Source organism: Streptomyces sp. NPDC054783 (assembly GCF_053611725.1).
The window spans coordinates 15,130-30,913 of record NZ_JBSHAY010000034.1 but is presented as its reverse complement, the minus strand read 5'-3'; the positions used below and the strand labels follow the sequence as shown (position 1 = coordinate 30,913).

Annotated in this window: 10 protein-coding genes; 5 read left to right on the top strand and 5 right to left on the bottom strand. The window is 70.2% G+C overall.

The features are described 5' to 3' along the window. Positions 1-152 precede the first annotated feature (152 nt). Positions 153-2,411 carry a SpoIIE family protein phosphatase gene (locus tag ACWGJ5_RS38255; protein ID WP_453314228.1) on the top strand — a complete coding sequence of 753 codons (2,259 nt, stop codon included), beginning with the start codon at positions 153-155 and terminating at the stop codon, positions 2,409-2,411. A 65-nt stretch (positions 2,412-2,476) separates the two neighbouring features. Here the strand turns inward: ACWGJ5_RS38255 and ACWGJ5_RS38250 are convergent, their stop codons facing one another. The 4 genes from ACWGJ5_RS38250 to ACWGJ5_RS38235 all read right to left on the bottom strand — a co-directional run bounded on the left by ACWGJ5_RS38250 (position 2,477) and on the right by ACWGJ5_RS38235 (position 6,758). After that, complete coding sequence (locus ACWGJ5_RS38250) at positions 2,477-2,683, bottom strand: hypothetical protein (RefSeq protein ID WP_228625797.1); 207 nt, start codon at positions 2,681-2,683, stop codon at positions 2,477-2,479. Between the two features lie 9 nt (positions 2,684-2,692). Next, complete coding sequence (locus ACWGJ5_RS38245) at positions 2,693-4,048, bottom strand: diaminopimelate decarboxylase (RefSeq protein ID WP_453314227.1); 1,356 nt, start codon at positions 4,046-4,048, stop codon at positions 2,693-2,695. Between the two features lie 255 nt (positions 4,049-4,303). Further along, positions 4,304-5,950 (bottom strand): PucR family transcriptional regulator, encoded by a 1,647-nt coding sequence (locus tag ACWGJ5_RS38240; RefSeq protein WP_453314226.1) that lies wholly within the window; start codon positions 5,948-5,950, stop codon positions 4,304-4,306. Positions 5,951-6,425: 475 nt separating this feature from the next. Continuing rightward, the gene (locus tag ACWGJ5_RS38235) at positions 6,426-6,758 is read right to left on the bottom strand and encodes a hypothetical protein (RefSeq protein WP_453314225.1); all 333 of its coding nucleotides are present in this window, start codon (positions 6,756-6,758) and stop codon (positions 6,426-6,428) included. 620 nt (positions 6,759-7,378) lie between these two features. Between ACWGJ5_RS38235 and ACWGJ5_RS38230 the strand changes: the two genes are divergently transcribed. After that, on the top strand, positions 7,379-8,512 hold the full coding sequence (locus ACWGJ5_RS38230; protein ID WP_453314224.1) for an FAD-dependent oxidoreductase: 1,134 nt from the start codon (positions 7,379-7,381) through the stop codon (positions 8,510-8,512). A gap of 54 nt (positions 8,513-8,566) precedes the next feature. Here the strand turns inward: ACWGJ5_RS38230 and ACWGJ5_RS38225 are convergent, their stop codons facing one another. Continuing rightward, positions 8,567-9,379 carry a DUF427 domain-containing protein gene (locus tag ACWGJ5_RS38225; RefSeq protein ID WP_453314223.1) on the bottom strand — a complete coding sequence of 271 codons (813 nt, stop codon included), beginning with the start codon at positions 9,377-9,379 and terminating at the stop codon, positions 8,567-8,569. Between the two features lie 821 nt (positions 9,380-10,200). On the opposite strand from ACWGJ5_RS38225, the gene ACWGJ5_RS38220 reads away from it, so the two are divergent. From ACWGJ5_RS38220 to ACWGJ5_RS38210, 3 genes are all read left to right on the top strand, one after another. Continuing rightward, complete coding sequence (locus ACWGJ5_RS38220) at positions 10,201-10,473, top strand: hypothetical protein (RefSeq protein WP_453314222.1); 273 nt, start codon at positions 10,201-10,203, stop codon at positions 10,471-10,473. 489 nt (positions 10,474-10,962) lie between these two features. Beyond that, a complete protein-coding gene (locus tag ACWGJ5_RS38215; protein ID WP_453314221.1) occupies positions 10,963-11,199 on the top strand; it encodes an ABC transporter permease in 237 nt (78 codons plus the stop codon). Between the two features lie 223 nt (positions 11,200-11,422). After that, positions 11,423-15,715: a golvesin C-terminal-like domain-containing protein gene (locus ACWGJ5_RS38210; protein WP_453314220.1), complete on the top strand. Its 4,293-nt coding sequence runs from the start codon at positions 11,423-11,425 to the stop codon at positions 15,713-15,715. Positions 15,716-15,784: the final 69 nt, after the last annotated feature.

The window sequence follows — 15,784 nt, the reverse complement described above, 5'->3', positions numbered from 1 at the left end:
ACCGTTGTGCAGCCACTAAGCGACATACCGTCGCGGAGCCGTCCTTGTTCCGATGAGATGACCGTTCTCATCGTGAGCCCGGGGCGAGGACGTAAATGAGTGGCTTGGCCGGAGCAGTTCCACCCGATCCCGCCGGCGTGGTGGGACAGCCTATGTGTTGGTGCAGCGCCGAGAGCCGGACAGGTACGCCGGGAGCCGCGGAGGAGAAATTCCGCGGCCTGCTGGAGGCGGCGCCGGACGCCATGGTCATCGTCGACGACGCCGGAGCGATCCGGCTCGTCAACGCCCAGACCGAAGCGCTCTTCGGCTACCGCCGCGAAGAACTCCTCGGCCGCCCCGTCGAACTCCTCGTCCCAGGCCGCTTCCGCACCCACCACACCGAACACCGCAACGCCTACGCCCACAACCAACAGGTACGCCCCATGGGCGCCGGACTCGAACTGTACGGACTACGCAAAGACGGCACCGAGTTCCCCGTCGAAATCAGCCTCAGCCCCCTGGAGACCGCCGACGGCCTCCTCGTCTCCGCCGCCGTACGCGACGTCAGCGAACGCAAAGCCGCCGAGGAAAGGTTCCGCGGCCTGCTGGAGGCGGCGCCGGACGCCATGGTCATCGTCGACGACGCCGGAGCGATCCGGCTCGTCAACGCCCAGACCGAAGCGCTCTTCGGCTACCGCCGCGAAGAACTCCTCGGCCGCCCCGTCGAACTCCTCGTCCCAGGCCGCTTCCGCACCCACCACACCGAACACCGCAACGCCTACGCCCACAACCAACAGGTACGCCCCATGGGCGCCGGACTCGAACTGTACGGACTACGCAAAGACGGCACCGAGTTCCCCGTCGAGATCAGCCTCAGCCCCCTGGAGACCGCCGACGGCCTCCTCGTCTCCGCCGCCGTACGCGACGTCAGCGAACGCAAAGCCGCCGAAGAGCGCATCAACGAACTCGCCGCGCTCGTGGAGTCCTCGCAGGACGCCATCCTCGCCAAGACGCTCGACGGTCACATCACGTACTGGAACGCCGCGGCCCAGCGGCTGTACGGGTTCACGGCCTCCGAGGTGCTGGGGCGGCACGTGTCCATGCTGGCACCGTCCGATCGGGACCACGAGGTCACCGTGCTCCTGGAACGGTTGCGCAAGGGCGAGAAGGTCGAGCACTTCGAGACACTGCGCCTCACCAAAGCCGGCACGCTGCTCGACGTCGACGTCACCTTGTGGCCGACCCGCGCTCGCAGCGGGGCGGTCGTCGGAGCCTGCGCGATCGTCCGGGACATCAGCGACCGGAAACGTGCCGAGGCGGAGTTGACGGAGTTGTACGAGCAGCAGCGGCACATCGCCCTCACGCTGCAGCGCAGTCTGATGGGCACCCCGCCCGCCATCCCGGGCCTCACCACCGCCAGCCGCTACCGGCCGGCGACACAGGGCGCCGGTGTCGGCGGTGACTGGTTCGACCTGATCCCGCTGGGCGCCGGCCGGGTCGGTGTGCTGATCGGCGATGTGATGGGCCGGGGACTCGAGGCCGCAGCCGTCATGGGCCAACTCCGGTCCGCCGCACATGCTTTGGCAAAGACCGGGTTGCAGCCCCGGCAGCTGATGCAGGCCATGGAAGCCGTGGTCGCCGACCTCGACGTCCCCGACCAACTGGTCACCTGCTGCTATCTGACCATCGCCGCCGACGCGGGCGAGGTGACCATATGCTCGGCCGGGCACTTGCCGGTTCTTGTCACCGTTCCCGGTGAAAGTACCCAGACGCTTCCCACGCCGGTGAACGCGCCCCTCGGCGTCGGCGGCGTGATCTACGAACAGTGCTGCACGACGATCGCCCGCGGCGCCACCCTCGTGCTCTACACGGACGGTCTGATCGAGACCCCGGGCACCGACATCGAGGACCAGCTCATCCACTTGGTGGCCACCCTGGACAAACTCGCGGCCACAGCTCCCGACCTGGAAGCCGCCGCCGACCACGTCCTGTCGACCATGCTCCCGGACGCCGACGGCCATGACGACGTCACGCTCCTGCTGACCCGGTTGCCCGAGGCTCCGCTGGCCACGGCCGCGACGGGCCTGCCCTCGGTACCGGAGTCCGTTCCGGCGGGCCGCGACTTCCTCGACAAGACGCTCAGTGCCTGGGGCTGCACCGACCGCATGGACAACGCACGCCTCCTGCTCTCCGAGATCCTCACCAACTCCGTCCAGCACGCGGAGGGCCCGATCACCCTGCACCTGTGCCGCACGGACACCGACCTCACCGTGGAGATCAGCGACCGCAGCCCCCACCTGCCCCAGCCGCGTGTCGCGGCCGCGGACGACGAGTGCGGCCGCGGCCTGCTCCTCGTCCGCGCCCTCGCCGACGCCTGGGGCGTCCGCCCCACGGACGAGGGGAAGACGACATGGTTCGGCCTCAAGCTGTGAGCTTGTCCCACCTGGCGCGCCGGCTGCTCGCGTAGACCACCCGGCAATCTTCGGCGCCCGTCCCCCTAGCCGATGATCTCCTTGAAGAACAGCACGGCCGTGGCCGCGGTGCCGCAGCCGACGCTCACGGCGACCGGCCACGCGTCGCCGGCCAGGGCCGCCAGCACGGTGGCGCCGACACCGGCCAACGCGGCCAGCAGGAACACGATCGCCGCACGCTGGGTCAGGAGCGGCCCGTCCCCCTCGGGCCGCTCGCGTTCGCTCCGGCTCACGCTCGCCCCCTACCGGGCGTCGCGGGCCGGCACGGCCACCGGTTCGAGGTCCGCCACGGCCACACCGTCGTGCCCGGGCACGTCCCACGGATCCTGTGCGGGACGCAGGAGCGTGAACCGGATCCGGCCGTCCGTGTCCGCCCGGACGCCGTGCACCGCGGGTTCGGGAAGGCTGTTGTAGTGGAACGGCGTCGAGAAGTAGTAGGCGCCGGTGTCCGGTACGACGACGAGGTCGCCGGGCTCGAGCAGCGGCAGCGCACGGTCGCCGGCCAGCAGGTCCCCGGCGAAGCAGGCGGGGCCCGCGACGTCCTGGCGCACGAGCGGCCCCCGCTTGGCTCGGCCGGACGCGTCATGCGCCTCGATCCGCAGTGGCCAGGCGTCCGGCGCGAACACGGTCCGGGTGGCGACCTGGACACCGGCGTGGGTGACGGCGATCGGCCGGTCACCGGAGGTCTTGGTGTACTCGACGTACGCGGCCATGAACCCGTTCTTCGCCAGCACGGACCGCCCGAACTCGGTGACGATGCGGTAGCGGCGGTCCGCGAAGAGCTGCGGCGCGGACTTCTTCAGATGTCCGGCATACGCGGCGAAGGACGGCGTGACCTCATCACCGGCGAAGTTCACCGGGAGCCCGCCGCCGATGTCGATGCCGACGATCCGGCCGGCTCCGTACACCGCGTCCACCTGCTCGGCGAACCCGACCGCCTGCGCCACCCCCTCCGCGATCAGGGGGAGCGGGCAGCCCTGCGATCCTGTGTGCGCGTGCACCCAGGTCAGCCACGGGTGCTCGCCGAACGCCCGCACCAGCCGCTCGCGGCTGCCCGGGTCCGCCAGCGGCACACCGAACTTGGAGGTGCTCGTGGCCGTGCTCATCGCGGCGATGCTGCCACCACCCACCTGCGGGTTCACCCGCACCCCGATCTGTGAGCGGGAAGGGCGGCGTTCGAGGATCCGGTCGATCCGCTCCAGCTCCTGGAAGCTGTCCACGTTGACGGCCACCCCCAGCGCCAGCGCCCGCCGAAGCTCGTCGTTCGTCTTGGCCGGCGAGTCGAACACGATCCGCTCGGGCCGGAATCCGGCCGCCAGCGCCCGGGCCAGCTCCCCGGCGGTGGCGACCTCGCAGCCCATACCGAGACCGTTCAGCTCCCTCAGCACCGGCACCAGGCAGTTGGCCTTCGCGGCGAACGCGTGCAGGGCGCCGGGGGTGTCGGCGAAGGCGTCGTACAGGTCCGATACGGTCGCGGCCACACCGTCGAGGTCGACGAACGCGACGAGCCGGGACGCCTCCGGTTCCAACAGCCCCTGTTCCACTGCCTGTTGGAGGATGCGTTCGCGCCGTGCGGCGGCGGGGGACACAGCGGTCATGACGAGCCTTCCGGAGTCGGTTACGGGGTCCGGGCCAAGTCCCGGCTGATGTCCAGGCTGCTCGTCGCGCACCGGCCGTGTCTTCGTCGCGTCGGCAGGAACAGGGCCGCCGCCACGGCGGCCGGGCCGGGCGATCGCACACTCCGGGCCGCGCCGTTGTGCGCGCTCACGAAAGCGGTGCCCCACGTTGGTGCGCGCACACGAAAGCGGCTTCCGCCGTGGTGCGCGCGCGCGGGTGGCAGCGGGGCGCCGCCTTCACTCCTTCCCTGTGCCGTTCTCCCGCAGCCGTAACTCCAGCTGCGCCAGCAGACGTGCGTCCGCGCTCTCCAGGTCGAGCCCGCAGACCTGGGTGATCCGGCGCAGCCGGTAGCGCAGGCTGTTGGGGTGGATCGCGAGCGCACGCGAGGCGGCGGCCACGTCACCGAAGTGGTCCAGGTAGGCGCGCAGCGTCTCCACCAGCCGCCCGCCGCTCTCCGCGTCGTGCGCGGCCAGCCGCGCCACCGACGTCCCCCGCGCCAACGGCACCTCGCGCAGCGCCTCCATGACCTGCATGACGCCGACCGTGTCCGCGACGTCCGCGGTCCGGCCGACGGCACGCGGCCCCCCGGCGTACGTCAGGGCTCGCAGGGCCAGCTCGGCCGACCGGCGGGACTCGGCCGCCAGCGCCAGCCCCGGCACCACCTCGCCGAGCCCCACGCGCAGTTGCGTCCCGGTGGCCGCCGAGGCCCGCGCGACCAGCGACGTGCCCAGCCGCTCCACCTCGCCGTCGGCCCGCTCCGGGTCGGGGTCGAGCGAGCTGACCAGCACCAGCAGCCGGCCGCCCGCCGGTACCACCACGGCCCGGTGCCCGAACGCGGCGCAGTGCAGCCCGAGCAGCGCGTGCCACCGGGACGGGTCGCCGTCCGCGGCCGCGGCTGCCACGGCCAGGGCGGCGCACGGCGCCTGGACCTGCAGCGCGGCCCGCTCCGCCAGCACCTCGGGCGAACCGCGGCCCTCCAGCAGAGCGCGCGCCGCGTCCTCCACCAAACGGCTGTCCGCACCGCGGGTGCGATGGTGAAGCAGGTGCGCGGCGGCAGTCCGGGCAGCCGCGCGCAGCACCTCGGACGCGTCCGGGGCCAGGGGCCGGCCAGTGACCGCGGCCACCCACAAGGACCCCAGGACCTCACCGCCCGCCCGCACAGCGCATACCAGGCGCTCGGGATCCTCCCCCTGGGCCCGCCGGTACAGGACGTCGTCCGTCCCCCACAGGGCGGCGAAGAACCCCGCCTCCCGCATCGCCGAGACGCGCCAGGGCGGCACGCGGCGGCCGAGGATGGTCAGCCGTCGGATGTCGTCCACGTCCTCCTCGGTCGAGGAGTACGCCAGCACGCGTGACTCGGTGTCCTCGACGGTCACCGCGCCACCGACGAGGGCGGCCACCGCGTCGGCCAGTCCGTTGAGGTCGCCCGGGGCGAGGTCCGGGGCGGCGGGCAGCGGCGGGCCCCCGGCCGAGGCGAGCCCGGCCCGCAGCACACCGACCAGCTGGGCCCAGGAGCACCAGGGGGTGCGGAACAGCACCGCCGTACCGGTCTCCCGGGCGGCCGAGCGCAGCGCCTCCGCGGCCCCGCCACGTCGGTCCGACCCGAACACCACACCCGCGGCGCCCGCCTCACCGGCCCGGCGCAGCACGTCCACCGCGTGGGCCGAGCCCGCGTCCACACCGACGGCGAGCAGCAGTTCGCGCGGCCGGACGCCGGGGTCCAGCGCGTCAAGTACGGCGACACCCGTGACGGCCACCGCGAGACCGCCGGGTGCCGTGTCCAGTTCCACGGCTCCGGTGCCGACGACGGACAGCAACTGCTCCAAGGTCACCCGGGACTCGGCGGCGGCGCTCCACCCCGAGGACGCCCGAAGATCCGGCACGGTCCCCCCTTCCCGCGCGCGTCCGGGCACGGTCCGGCACGCGCTGTCGGGAGGTACGACACCACACACCACGCGTGCACTCAACGTCGAACGCGGCTACGGGCCAGGGAACGGGCCGGCGCCGCCTGGGGTCGGTGCGTGGCTCGCGGGTACCCGTAGCCGGCGGCCCCACCCGCGCCGCGGGCTCCGACGCCATGGCCAAGAGCTTGTCGACCGCGTCGTCCGACAGCGACTCCCAAGGCATCGAGGTGAAACGGTGCTTGCCGCCGCCCCGGTCGGCCCGCCGCTGCAGCAGCTCGGGCCGGAAGGAGGCCACCACCGGCAACGGCACGCGGGAGAGGTCGGCGAACCCACTGACGAAGTCGTGCAACTCGTTGTCCGCGCGGTGCAGGTCGTCGATCACGAGCACCAACGGCCGGTCCAGTACGGTGCGTTCGAGAAGTGCCACCAGGAGTCCGGCTCCGTCTGCGGATCCTCAGACAGACCAGTAATCGGTGCACCCGCTCATCGGAGGCCAGGCCGGCTTGTCCAGCGCCTCGGGCAGGGAGTCCTCCGGCTCCACCCCGCACACTGCGGAGACCCTCTCCGTCTGGAGGGCGAAGGTGCTGTCCCGCCAGGTCAGCGGGGCCCGGCCCACCTGGAAGCTGGTCAGGTGCACATGCTCCTGGACGGCTCGGGCGAACTCGGTGAGGATGCGGGTCTTGCCGCCGCCGGCCTCGTCCAGCACGGTGACGAGGTGAGGTGTCACACGATGCCGGGCCCGCTCCACCAGGTCGCACAGCAGCCCGAGTCCGAACTCGCGCTCCATGGTGGGCATCGTCTCGCGATCCATGGAGTCGGCCCGGGTCCCGAGCGCCTCACCCGGGCCCGGCCCGGCGCCGTGGGCGTACGACAGCGGACGAGCGCGGACGCCTGCGGACCCTCGGCGCAGGTACGGGCACACGAGCCCAAGGCAGACCCCCTACCCAAGTTGCTGCGGGCCGAAGCGGTCGCTCCATCAGGGTGCGCGGCATGACCGACGACCCTCCGCCCGGTCCCGAGTGCAGCCGGCCCATGAGCTTCGGCGGCTTCGTCCTCTCTCGGCGGGAGGACGATGGCCGCCGGACCTCCCGGACGCCGTGGCGGTGTACCGGTCGGCATGTCTGGTGGTGCTGGGCCGACCGGTCGGACGAGCCTTTGGAGGTCTGCCCCGTGCCCCACCGGTACGTCGGGAGCGGGCCTGTGTCGGCCGGCTGTCGGAGGTCGCCGGTGATCTGTCAGTGATCTGTCGGTGATCTGTCGGTGGCTGCCGGGACCTTGGAGCTGGTTGGCGCCGAACATCAACGGCACCAGCCACCGACATCGCATCGTCCCGACCTGCTGGAACGACGCTCCAGGCCTGACCTGCCCGGGGCCCGCCCAGCGGTCCGCGATCAAGAAGGAAGCTCCATGACCACTGACGTCACGATCATCGGCGCCGGGCTCGGCGGCCTCACGCTCGCCCGTGTCCTGCACGTCCACGGAATACCGGCCACGGTGTACGAGGCGGAGCCCTCCCCGGCCGCGCGTTCGCAGGGCGGGATGCTCGACATCCACGACTACAACGGCCAACTCGCTCTCGAGGCGGCGGGCTTGATGGACGAGTTCAGGGGCCTCATCCTGGAGGGCCGTCAGGCAATGCGGGTCCTCGATCCGAACGGGACCGTCCTGTTCGACAAAGCCGATGACGGCACGGGCGGACGCCCTGAGGTGCAACGCGGCGAGCTGCGACAGCTCCTGCTCGACTCGCTCCCGGCCGACGCCGTCAAGTGGGGGCACAAGGCCGGCGGCACCCGTGCCCTCGGCGACGGCCGCCACGAGGTGACGTTCACAGGCGGCGGCACCGTCGTCACCAGCCTGCTGGTCGGCGCGGACGGCGCGTGGTCACGGGTACGGCCGCTGCTCTCCACCGCCACGCCCGAGTACGTCGGCAAGTCGGTGGTCGAGACCTACCTGTTCGACGCCGACACCCGGCACCCAGCCGCCGCGAAGGCGGTCGGCAGCGGGTCGATGATCGCGCCCACGCCGGGCAGGGAGATCTTCGCGCACCGGGAAAAGGGCGACACCCTGCACGCCTACGTGGGGCTGTCCGAGCCTCAGGACTGGTTCGCCGCCATCGATTTCACCCATGCCGCCGCGGCCACCGCGCGGATAGCGGCGGAGTTCGACGACTGGGCTCCGGAGCTCACCGCGCTGATCACCGACAGCGACACCACGCCGGTCCTGCGCCCCCTCCACGCCCTGCCGACCGGGCACCGGTGGGACCGGGTGCCGGGGGTGACCCTGCTCGGCGACGCCGCCCACCTCGCGGCCCCGAACGGCGAAGGCGCCAACCTGGCCATGCTCGACGGCGCCGAACTCGGCAAGGCTCTCGCCGCGTACCCCGACGACATCGAGGCCGCGCTCACCGAGTACGAGCACGCCATGTTCCCCCGCAGCGCCGAGTCTGCATTCGAAGGTGCCGAGATGCACGGGTCCGACTCCGACGACAACACAGCCCACGGCCTGATCGCCGCGTTCACCCGACAGGATCAGTCGCAATAGGCCTTCCACCACGGACCTGCCGTCCACCCTGATCCGTGGGCGCCGGCGAGCGGCTCAGGAACGTGCCCGCTGCTGCTTGTCCCACTGAGCCCGCGAGAGGGTGGTGGGCCGCGGGCGCAGGTCGTCGTCCACGTACAGGTCAACGTGCTCGTTGTAGAAGGCGACCATCCCGGCGATGGCGGCGCACGACACCGTCGGGAAGTCGTACGCCCAGGCGAGATCGTCATGGACGACGGCGGCCCCGTTCACGAACGACCAATACCCGCTGGTCCTTCCCTTGTACGGGCACGCCGTCACCGTCTCCGAGGAACGCAGCAGGGTCCAGTCGACATAGGCACGCTCCACGTAGTAACGGGTCGGGAGGCCGGTTTCGAAGAGCTTCACCGTGGACGGCGCGTCCGCAAGGACGGTGCCGTCCACCTCGACGCGCACGCTGCTGGACGAGCGCAGCGCGTCCACCCGGGTGTAAGGGCTCCTCGGGTGCACGAAGACCTGCTCTTCCTCCTCGTACCACGCGTCGATCGCGTCCCACCGGAAACGGGCGCTGCCGATGAGTACCTCCGGGGCTCCCTCGCCCCAGACCCACGCCGCACCCTCACGGACCTCGGAGCCGACGTGCAGCGAGTGCCGCCGTGCGGGGCCGGGGCTCAGCCGGCCGGCGCGGCCGTCGTCGGTCAGGACGCCCTCGGCCAGATCCCGCAGCGGAATGCTGTACTGCGGATAGCCGGGCCACTCCCACACGTACAACGCGCGCCGGGTGTCGAATACGCACCGGCCGCCGACCTGCGCACGGATACGCCGCGGCACCGGCTCGACATGCCCGACCGGGACGATGAGACCCGGGTAGTCCACACTCTCATCCGCCATCGGCGATCACCTCAGTCCGCTCGGCCGCTTCCGTACGTCCAGCTTCTCCGGCAGACGCGCGAACGGCCACCGCTGCCGTCGTCCGACAGGCACAGTGCCGACCGAGGCACGACGACACCGACGGCGCCATGCTCGAACCTCGCCGACGCCAAGCGGGATCACGGATGCCTCCTGCTCCTCAGGCCGAGGATCACAGTGGCCGTCGAAAACAGGCCAGCCCCCCTCCCCCCTCGCAGCCACATCCTTCACCGCTGGGTCACACCGACCTCCCAGTCAGGAGCGTTGACCATCCCTGATGCCGTCCTTGACAGACGATCAACGAGCAGCTTTCCCGCCAATACCCCAGTAAAGACTTGCCTGTCGTGCACATGCCGTGGTTAGAGTGACGTCGCGTCCGGCGGGATGGACCAGACCACTCCAGCCTCCGCGGACGCTTGACCATCAACGGGGATACACCAAGCACGCCTGCACCTCACTGTGCGTTTGTCCCCCGTCTGGCTTGCATCAGCATGAGGGGGGCCTCACGCGCTTGAGAAGCATCGGGGTTGCCGCTGCGGCTCCGGCCGCTCGGCACGACCGTCCGGTACGGGGCGGGGCTCGGTTCATTCCGCACGCCTACGGCCGCTCGTCCAGCCACAACCTGGACGCGACGCCGAAGAACAACAATGCGTCCTCTCACTACGCCTAGCGGCAGGCGCCCGCGCCGGCTTGCGTCCTCGGCGGCGGCCGGTACGGCGACCGTCATCCTGTCCGCCTGTCCCTCGTCACCCTTCGCCACTCACAGGGCGGGCGGCGCCACTGCGCAGACCTACCAGAACTCGGTGGTGATCGAGCGTGCCTGGTGGCGCCGGTATGGGCCCAGCACCCCTGTGGCCGCTGCCGAGTACGGGTACGAACTGCCTCCGGACACCACGGAGCGTCCGCGGGGCCCGGACCTGTCGTCGGCTGCGGTCGCCGTACTGACGGGCCGTAAGGCACTGCCTCCCAGGGCGGAGAAGGCGCCGTCGAGTCATCAGGGCAAGAAGATCCCTGAGGGCGGTTGCCGGCAGGACGGCATCCTCACCGGTCCCGAACAGCGGGCGGTGCTCTCGTGATGCGCGACACCATCCGCCGACCGCGCCCCGGTCGACGTGGTAACCGGAGCACCCCTGACCAGCGATCACGATTGCACTGGCGGGACGCGGCGTCCGAATCGACCGCCCGACTTCTCCAGCGTCCGGCACGCGCTGCCCTGACCGCCCTCGGCACCCCGCTCGGCGTCGGCTCCCTCGTCGCTGTCCGCGGTTTGCCGCCACCGCGGCGTCACGGATCGACAACCGGTTCAGCAAACCGGCCGCGGCCGAGACCACCGTGCACGACGTCGCCCGCGAGCACAACGAGTTCGAGCCACTTGGGACGGCCGCCTCCGCGGGCGCCGTCGAAGCCGCGCAACCACGGCTGCGGCAGGGACGGCTGTTCAACCGCCGGCACGATGCCACACACCAGCGCGTGGCGCTGTCGCCCACGAGGCCCCCGTCGCCCTGCGCCCCGATCGCCCCGCAGACCTGCACGCCGTGCCCCCGCCCGATCAGAAAGGCCTGCGCATGGGCGTGAACCGGGATCCCGGTCAGCTGTTCCTGCTGCTCGCCGCCGTCGGCCCGGTCATCGGCGCGGCCGGTATCGCGAACACGAACCTCGTGGCCGTCCCGGAACGCACCGGTGAGACAGGACAGCGCCGCGCCCTGGGCGCACGGTCCCGGCACATCCTCGCCCAGTTCCTCGACGCCACCGGCCGAACCTCCCCGAAGAAAGCTTCCGCCCGGGCGTTCACAGCCTCGTGACTGCCACGGCCGGGCCGAGTCGTGCCCACAAGGGCACGGGAACCTCAACGACAAACGGGAAGAACCTCTCTTGAGACCCAGAACACGGACACGCGCACACTGGGCCGCCCTGGTCACGTGCGCCGCGCTGACCGGCAGCCTCATACAGTCCACTCCAGCACTAGCCGCGCCGCACGCAGGGCCCGCACGGGACCACGGCAAACCAGCACCGTCCGGACGGATCGTGGACCCGGACAAGAAGCTCGGAAAGGGCTGGAATACCAGCAAGGACCGCGCTGTCACGGCAGCCCCGGACAGCGACGGGCTGAGAATCCTCGTCGCCGACAGCGCCAAGGCGTACGCCTGGAAGACGGTCGCGAGCCTGAGCGAGCCGGGCATGCCCGCGGACTCGTGGATCGGCAACCAGTGCGTGATCGACCACGACCACGCCGCTGTCGTCTACGCACCGCGTACCTTCACGAACAAGCCGGACCTGATGCAGGGCGGCGCGTTCACGGCGATAGTGAACCTGTCCTCGGGCAAGGTGACCAAGCTGCCGTTCACGGCGTCGCTGGCGTACTTCGACCCGTCCTGCAATCCCGATACGCACACGGCCGCGTTCACCGCGTTCCGCGACATGAACGACCCGTCCGCGACCCGGACCCGCGTCGTGACCGTGAACACCGCCGGCAGGACGCTGAGCAAGTCGGCCACCAAGGGCGAGGTCACCAGCGCCGTGCCGGTCAAGGACGGTGCGATCGGTGCCCTCGGCCGCCATCTCGTCCGCCTCGACCGCCAGGGCAAGGTCAAGGACCTGCTCACGGCCGGTGGCGTGCCGTTCGACATCCACCCGGTCAAGGGCGGCAAGGTCGCCTTCGTCGAGCGCGACGGCAGCGAGCACGCGCGTGCCCGGCTGTGGAGCGCGAACGGCAAGGTGGCTGTCGTCGCCGGCGGCAAGCTGGGTGACCTGGACCTGGCGCGCGGCGGTTCGGCGCAGGTGTTCCTCGTCGGGCACCCGTACGGCGCCGCACGAACGCAGGGCAGCGGCATCACCCGGATCAACGCGCCGGTGGACACGGACATCTCCAGCCTGGGCCGGCTCGCCGTCAACCCGGTCCTCACCCCAGGGCTGCGCGCGGGCGTCGACCGGATCGAGAACGCCGGAAAGGGCTTCACAAGAACCGAGCCCGCATCGCAGCACACAACGGCGGCACCGGGCATGCAGAAAGCGACCCCGCCCATGACGGTGACCTCCACCGCCACAGGCACCGGCGAGAAGCTCAGCCAGCAGGTCACGCCCGCGCTGCCGGCCACCGCCGGGAACGGTCTGTCCCCCGCCCTCGCCTCGGTCGACAAGGCGCGTGCGGCAGCCGGCGCCGGCTCGGGCAGGCACCTGCAGCCGGCGCGGACCGTGACGGCCATCGTGTCGCACGACCCGACCGATCCGGACCGCTGGTGCTCCGTCTCCCGCAACGACGTCAACGCTCAGGCGCTGCAGCCCACTCCCAACCAGGTCGAGTGGGCCGTCGACATGGCCATACGCGGTGATCTGCACGCCAGTTACCTCCGCCAGGGCGGCTACCGCAGCCAGACCGGGATGAGCACGATCGACCCGCAGGGCCTGTTCAAGGTCCCCACACTGACCGGCCCGAAGGACGCGCGTATCCCGGCCAACGTGATGCTCGGCATCATGGCCCAGGAATCCAACCTGTGGCAGGCCGAATCCGGCTCCATCCCCGGGCAGATGGGCAACCCGCTCGCGGCCGTCGACGGCTACTACGGGCACCAGATCGATCCGGGGAACCCGGACTCGTACTGGAACATCAACTGGGACAAGTCCGACTGCGGCTACGGCGTCGGTCAGGTCACCGACGGCATGCGCCTCAAGGGCCACGAGAAGCCCGGAGAGACGAGCCTGTCGCCCACCCTGCAGAAGGCAGTCGCCATCGACTACGCGACCAACATCGCCGCCTCCCTGAAGATCCTCGCCGACAAGTGGAACGAGGTCCACACGGACGGCCAGAAGATCACCGTCAACAACGACGACCCCTCCTACGTGGAGAACTGGTTCACCGCGGTCTGGAACTACAACCTCGGCTTCAATCCGCCCTCCGACGCCTCGAAACACGGCGGACACTGGGGGCTCGGCTGGTACAACAACCCCGCCAACCCCCTCTACAAGAAGAGCTGGGGTCACCCCTTCATGGACACGGACGTGGACGGCACCGAAGCCAACCACGACGCCGCGCACCCGCAGGACTGGCCGTACGAGGAGAAGGTGATGGGCTGGGCCGCCTGGTCCATCGACACCGGCTACTCCTACGCCACCGACGGCCGCCAGGACTGGCCCGGTGAGTCCGGATTCTCCTCGGCGGGCTTCCGGCCGGCCTGGTGGAACACCACGGCCGCACGCAGCCAGGTCTCACCTCCGCTCAGCACCTTCTGCAACAGCGACAACAACTGCGACCCGGCCACCCCGCCCAACTGCGGCACCGAAGAGTGCTACGCGCAGTTCTGGTTCAACAAGCCGAACGCCACGTGGAAGACGAACTGCGCCACCGAGTGCGGGCACGAACTGATCAAGTATCAGACCCTGATCCCGGAGCCCGGGCGTGGCTACCGCCTGAAGAACGGCGCCCCGGTCTGCTCCGGTGCACCAAGCGGCGCACAGGTGGTGGCCTCGGTGCCGAACGGAACGGAGACGTGGAGCGACTGCGGACAGATCACCTCTTCCGGCAGCTTCCAGTTCACGTTCTACGCGGACACCCTGGGCACGCACTTCAACGCGAAGGCCGACCTGCACCAGGTCGGTGGCGGCTACGGCGGTCACTTCTGGTACGCCCACGCCCGCGACGGCGACCATCTCGGCGGCGACGCCGGAAGCATGACCGTCCTCGGTGACTGGAAGCTGAATTCGGCCGTCTCCGGCGGCGGGGCCAAGGTCTACGCACACGTCCCGGACACGGGGGCGCAGGTCTCCAACGCCACCTACAAGATCATCACACCCTTCGGCACCGTCACCAAGACCATCGACCAAGGCGCCCACGAGTCGAACCAGTGGGTGTCCCTGGGCGCCTACAACTTCAAGGACCAGGCGCCGGAGGTGCAGCTGTCCAACTCCACGGCGAACGGCACCGCCGACAAGGACGTGGCCTGGGGCGCGGTCGCCTTCGTGCCTGGCGACTTCAGCGGAATGCCCGAGATCGACTTCCCGGCGGAGAACCCAAACACCCCGGATGTCGACGACGTCACGGCTCAAAAGCCCGAAGATGCCCCGGCACCCACACCCGAAGGCTTGACCGCCGCCACCGTCAGGAACACCCAGCGGGCCACCGGCGCGGGCGGTGACACCAACGCCTGCTCCAGGAGCAGTCACGGAGTGAAGCTCTGCGTAGGCCCCTACCGGCCGTGGAGCAAGCTGCCGAAGAGCCCGACCGGAAAGGCCTCACCGAAATCCACCCAGAGCCCCACGGCAAGCTCTGAGCCGGTTCCCTGGTGCAAGACCGCTCCCGGATCCGACTTCCAGTACACACGCACCCAAGGCTGTCTGCGAGGCGGCTACGCCCTCAAGGCCACGAACAGTGACGGCGAGGTCATCGGCGGCGGAAACGTCAAGGTCGTCCAGGAGATCCTGCTCAACCCGACTTCGCAGCAGTTCACCACCTGGACGGAGTTCTCCCTGCCGGACCTGGTCGGCGTGCCCTCCGCCACACTGGACACGTACTTCGAGGACTGTTGGGCCATGAGCGACTGCACCGCATCCCCGCCGGGCGCCTGGAGCGGCAGCACCACCTGGACGCAAGGGGACGCCCACACAGCCTCCCGGACCGACACCTACAGCTGGAACAAGGTCGCCGGAGGCGAGGCAACGCTGGGTCTGGACTGGAACACCAGCTGGAGCGCCCCTGGGGCCTCCGCCACAGCGAACAACGAGTGGAAAGACAATGCCTTCTCCATCCGTTGCGACAATAAGGTCGGCGGAAACACCGGGTGCGTCTTCCCCAAGGTTGCCCCGACCATGTACCTCGAACGCGACAAGTACCCGGCCGCCGCGGCTTACTACTATATTATGCAGGAGAAGCTGGCATCCCACCCGGGAAGCAAGAAGTACAACAAGCCGCTTCACCGCCTCGCGGATGACGCGGCCGCAAAGGACAACCGCGACAAGATGTGCATGCTTGCGGTGGCCGAGTGGAACCCGAACCCGAAGGCAATCGGCAGAAGCTGCGACGAATACCCCTTTGCCAAGTCACGCGAGAGCGGCGGCATGACGCTGGCCTCGGGCAAGTCGTGCGTGCAGATGTACGCGGTGAAAAACACCAACGGCACCTACACGCTGAAGCTCGACGAGAACTACGCCTATCCGACATGGAACGAGATCTGCGGACGGGCCGCGATCACGACCTCCCAGAACACGGCGGCCGGCGGTAAGCTCGGCCGGTTCACCACTGGGGTGAGACTGTTGGACTCCGACGCGTACTACGTCAACACCGGTTACGAATCCTGCGATCTCAGCCAGATCTGCGACATCAGCTGACCTGAGGACCAACTCGCACAAGCGGCCCGCTGGATGCTTCCACATCCAGCGGGCCGTCCCATACCCGCT

What these genes read in the sequence shown, in the direction of transcription:
- ACWGJ5_RS38255 (WP_453314228.1), top strand. Translation starts at nt 153, where the DNA reads ATGTGTTGGTGCAGCGCCGAGAGCCGGACAGGTACGCCGGGAGCCGCG.
- ACWGJ5_RS38245 (WP_453314227.1), bottom strand. Translation starts at nt 4,048, where the DNA reads ATGACCGCTGTGTCCCCCGCCGCCGCACGGCGCGAACGCATCCTCCAA.
- ACWGJ5_RS38235 (WP_453314225.1), bottom strand. Translation starts at nt 6,758, where the DNA reads ATGGAGCGCGAGTTCGGACTCGGGCTGCTGTGCGACCTGGTGGAGCGG.
- ACWGJ5_RS38230 (WP_453314224.1), top strand. Translation starts at nt 7,379, where the DNA reads ATGACCACTGACGTCACGATCATCGGCGCCGGGCTCGGCGGCCTCACG.
- ACWGJ5_RS38225 (WP_453314223.1), bottom strand. Translation starts at nt 9,379, where the DNA reads ATGGCGGATGAGAGTGTGGACTACCCGGGTCTCATCGTCCCGGTCGGG.
- ACWGJ5_RS38215 (WP_453314221.1), top strand. Translation starts at nt 10,963, where the DNA reads ATGGGCGTGAACCGGGATCCCGGTCAGCTGTTCCTGCTGCTCGCCGCC.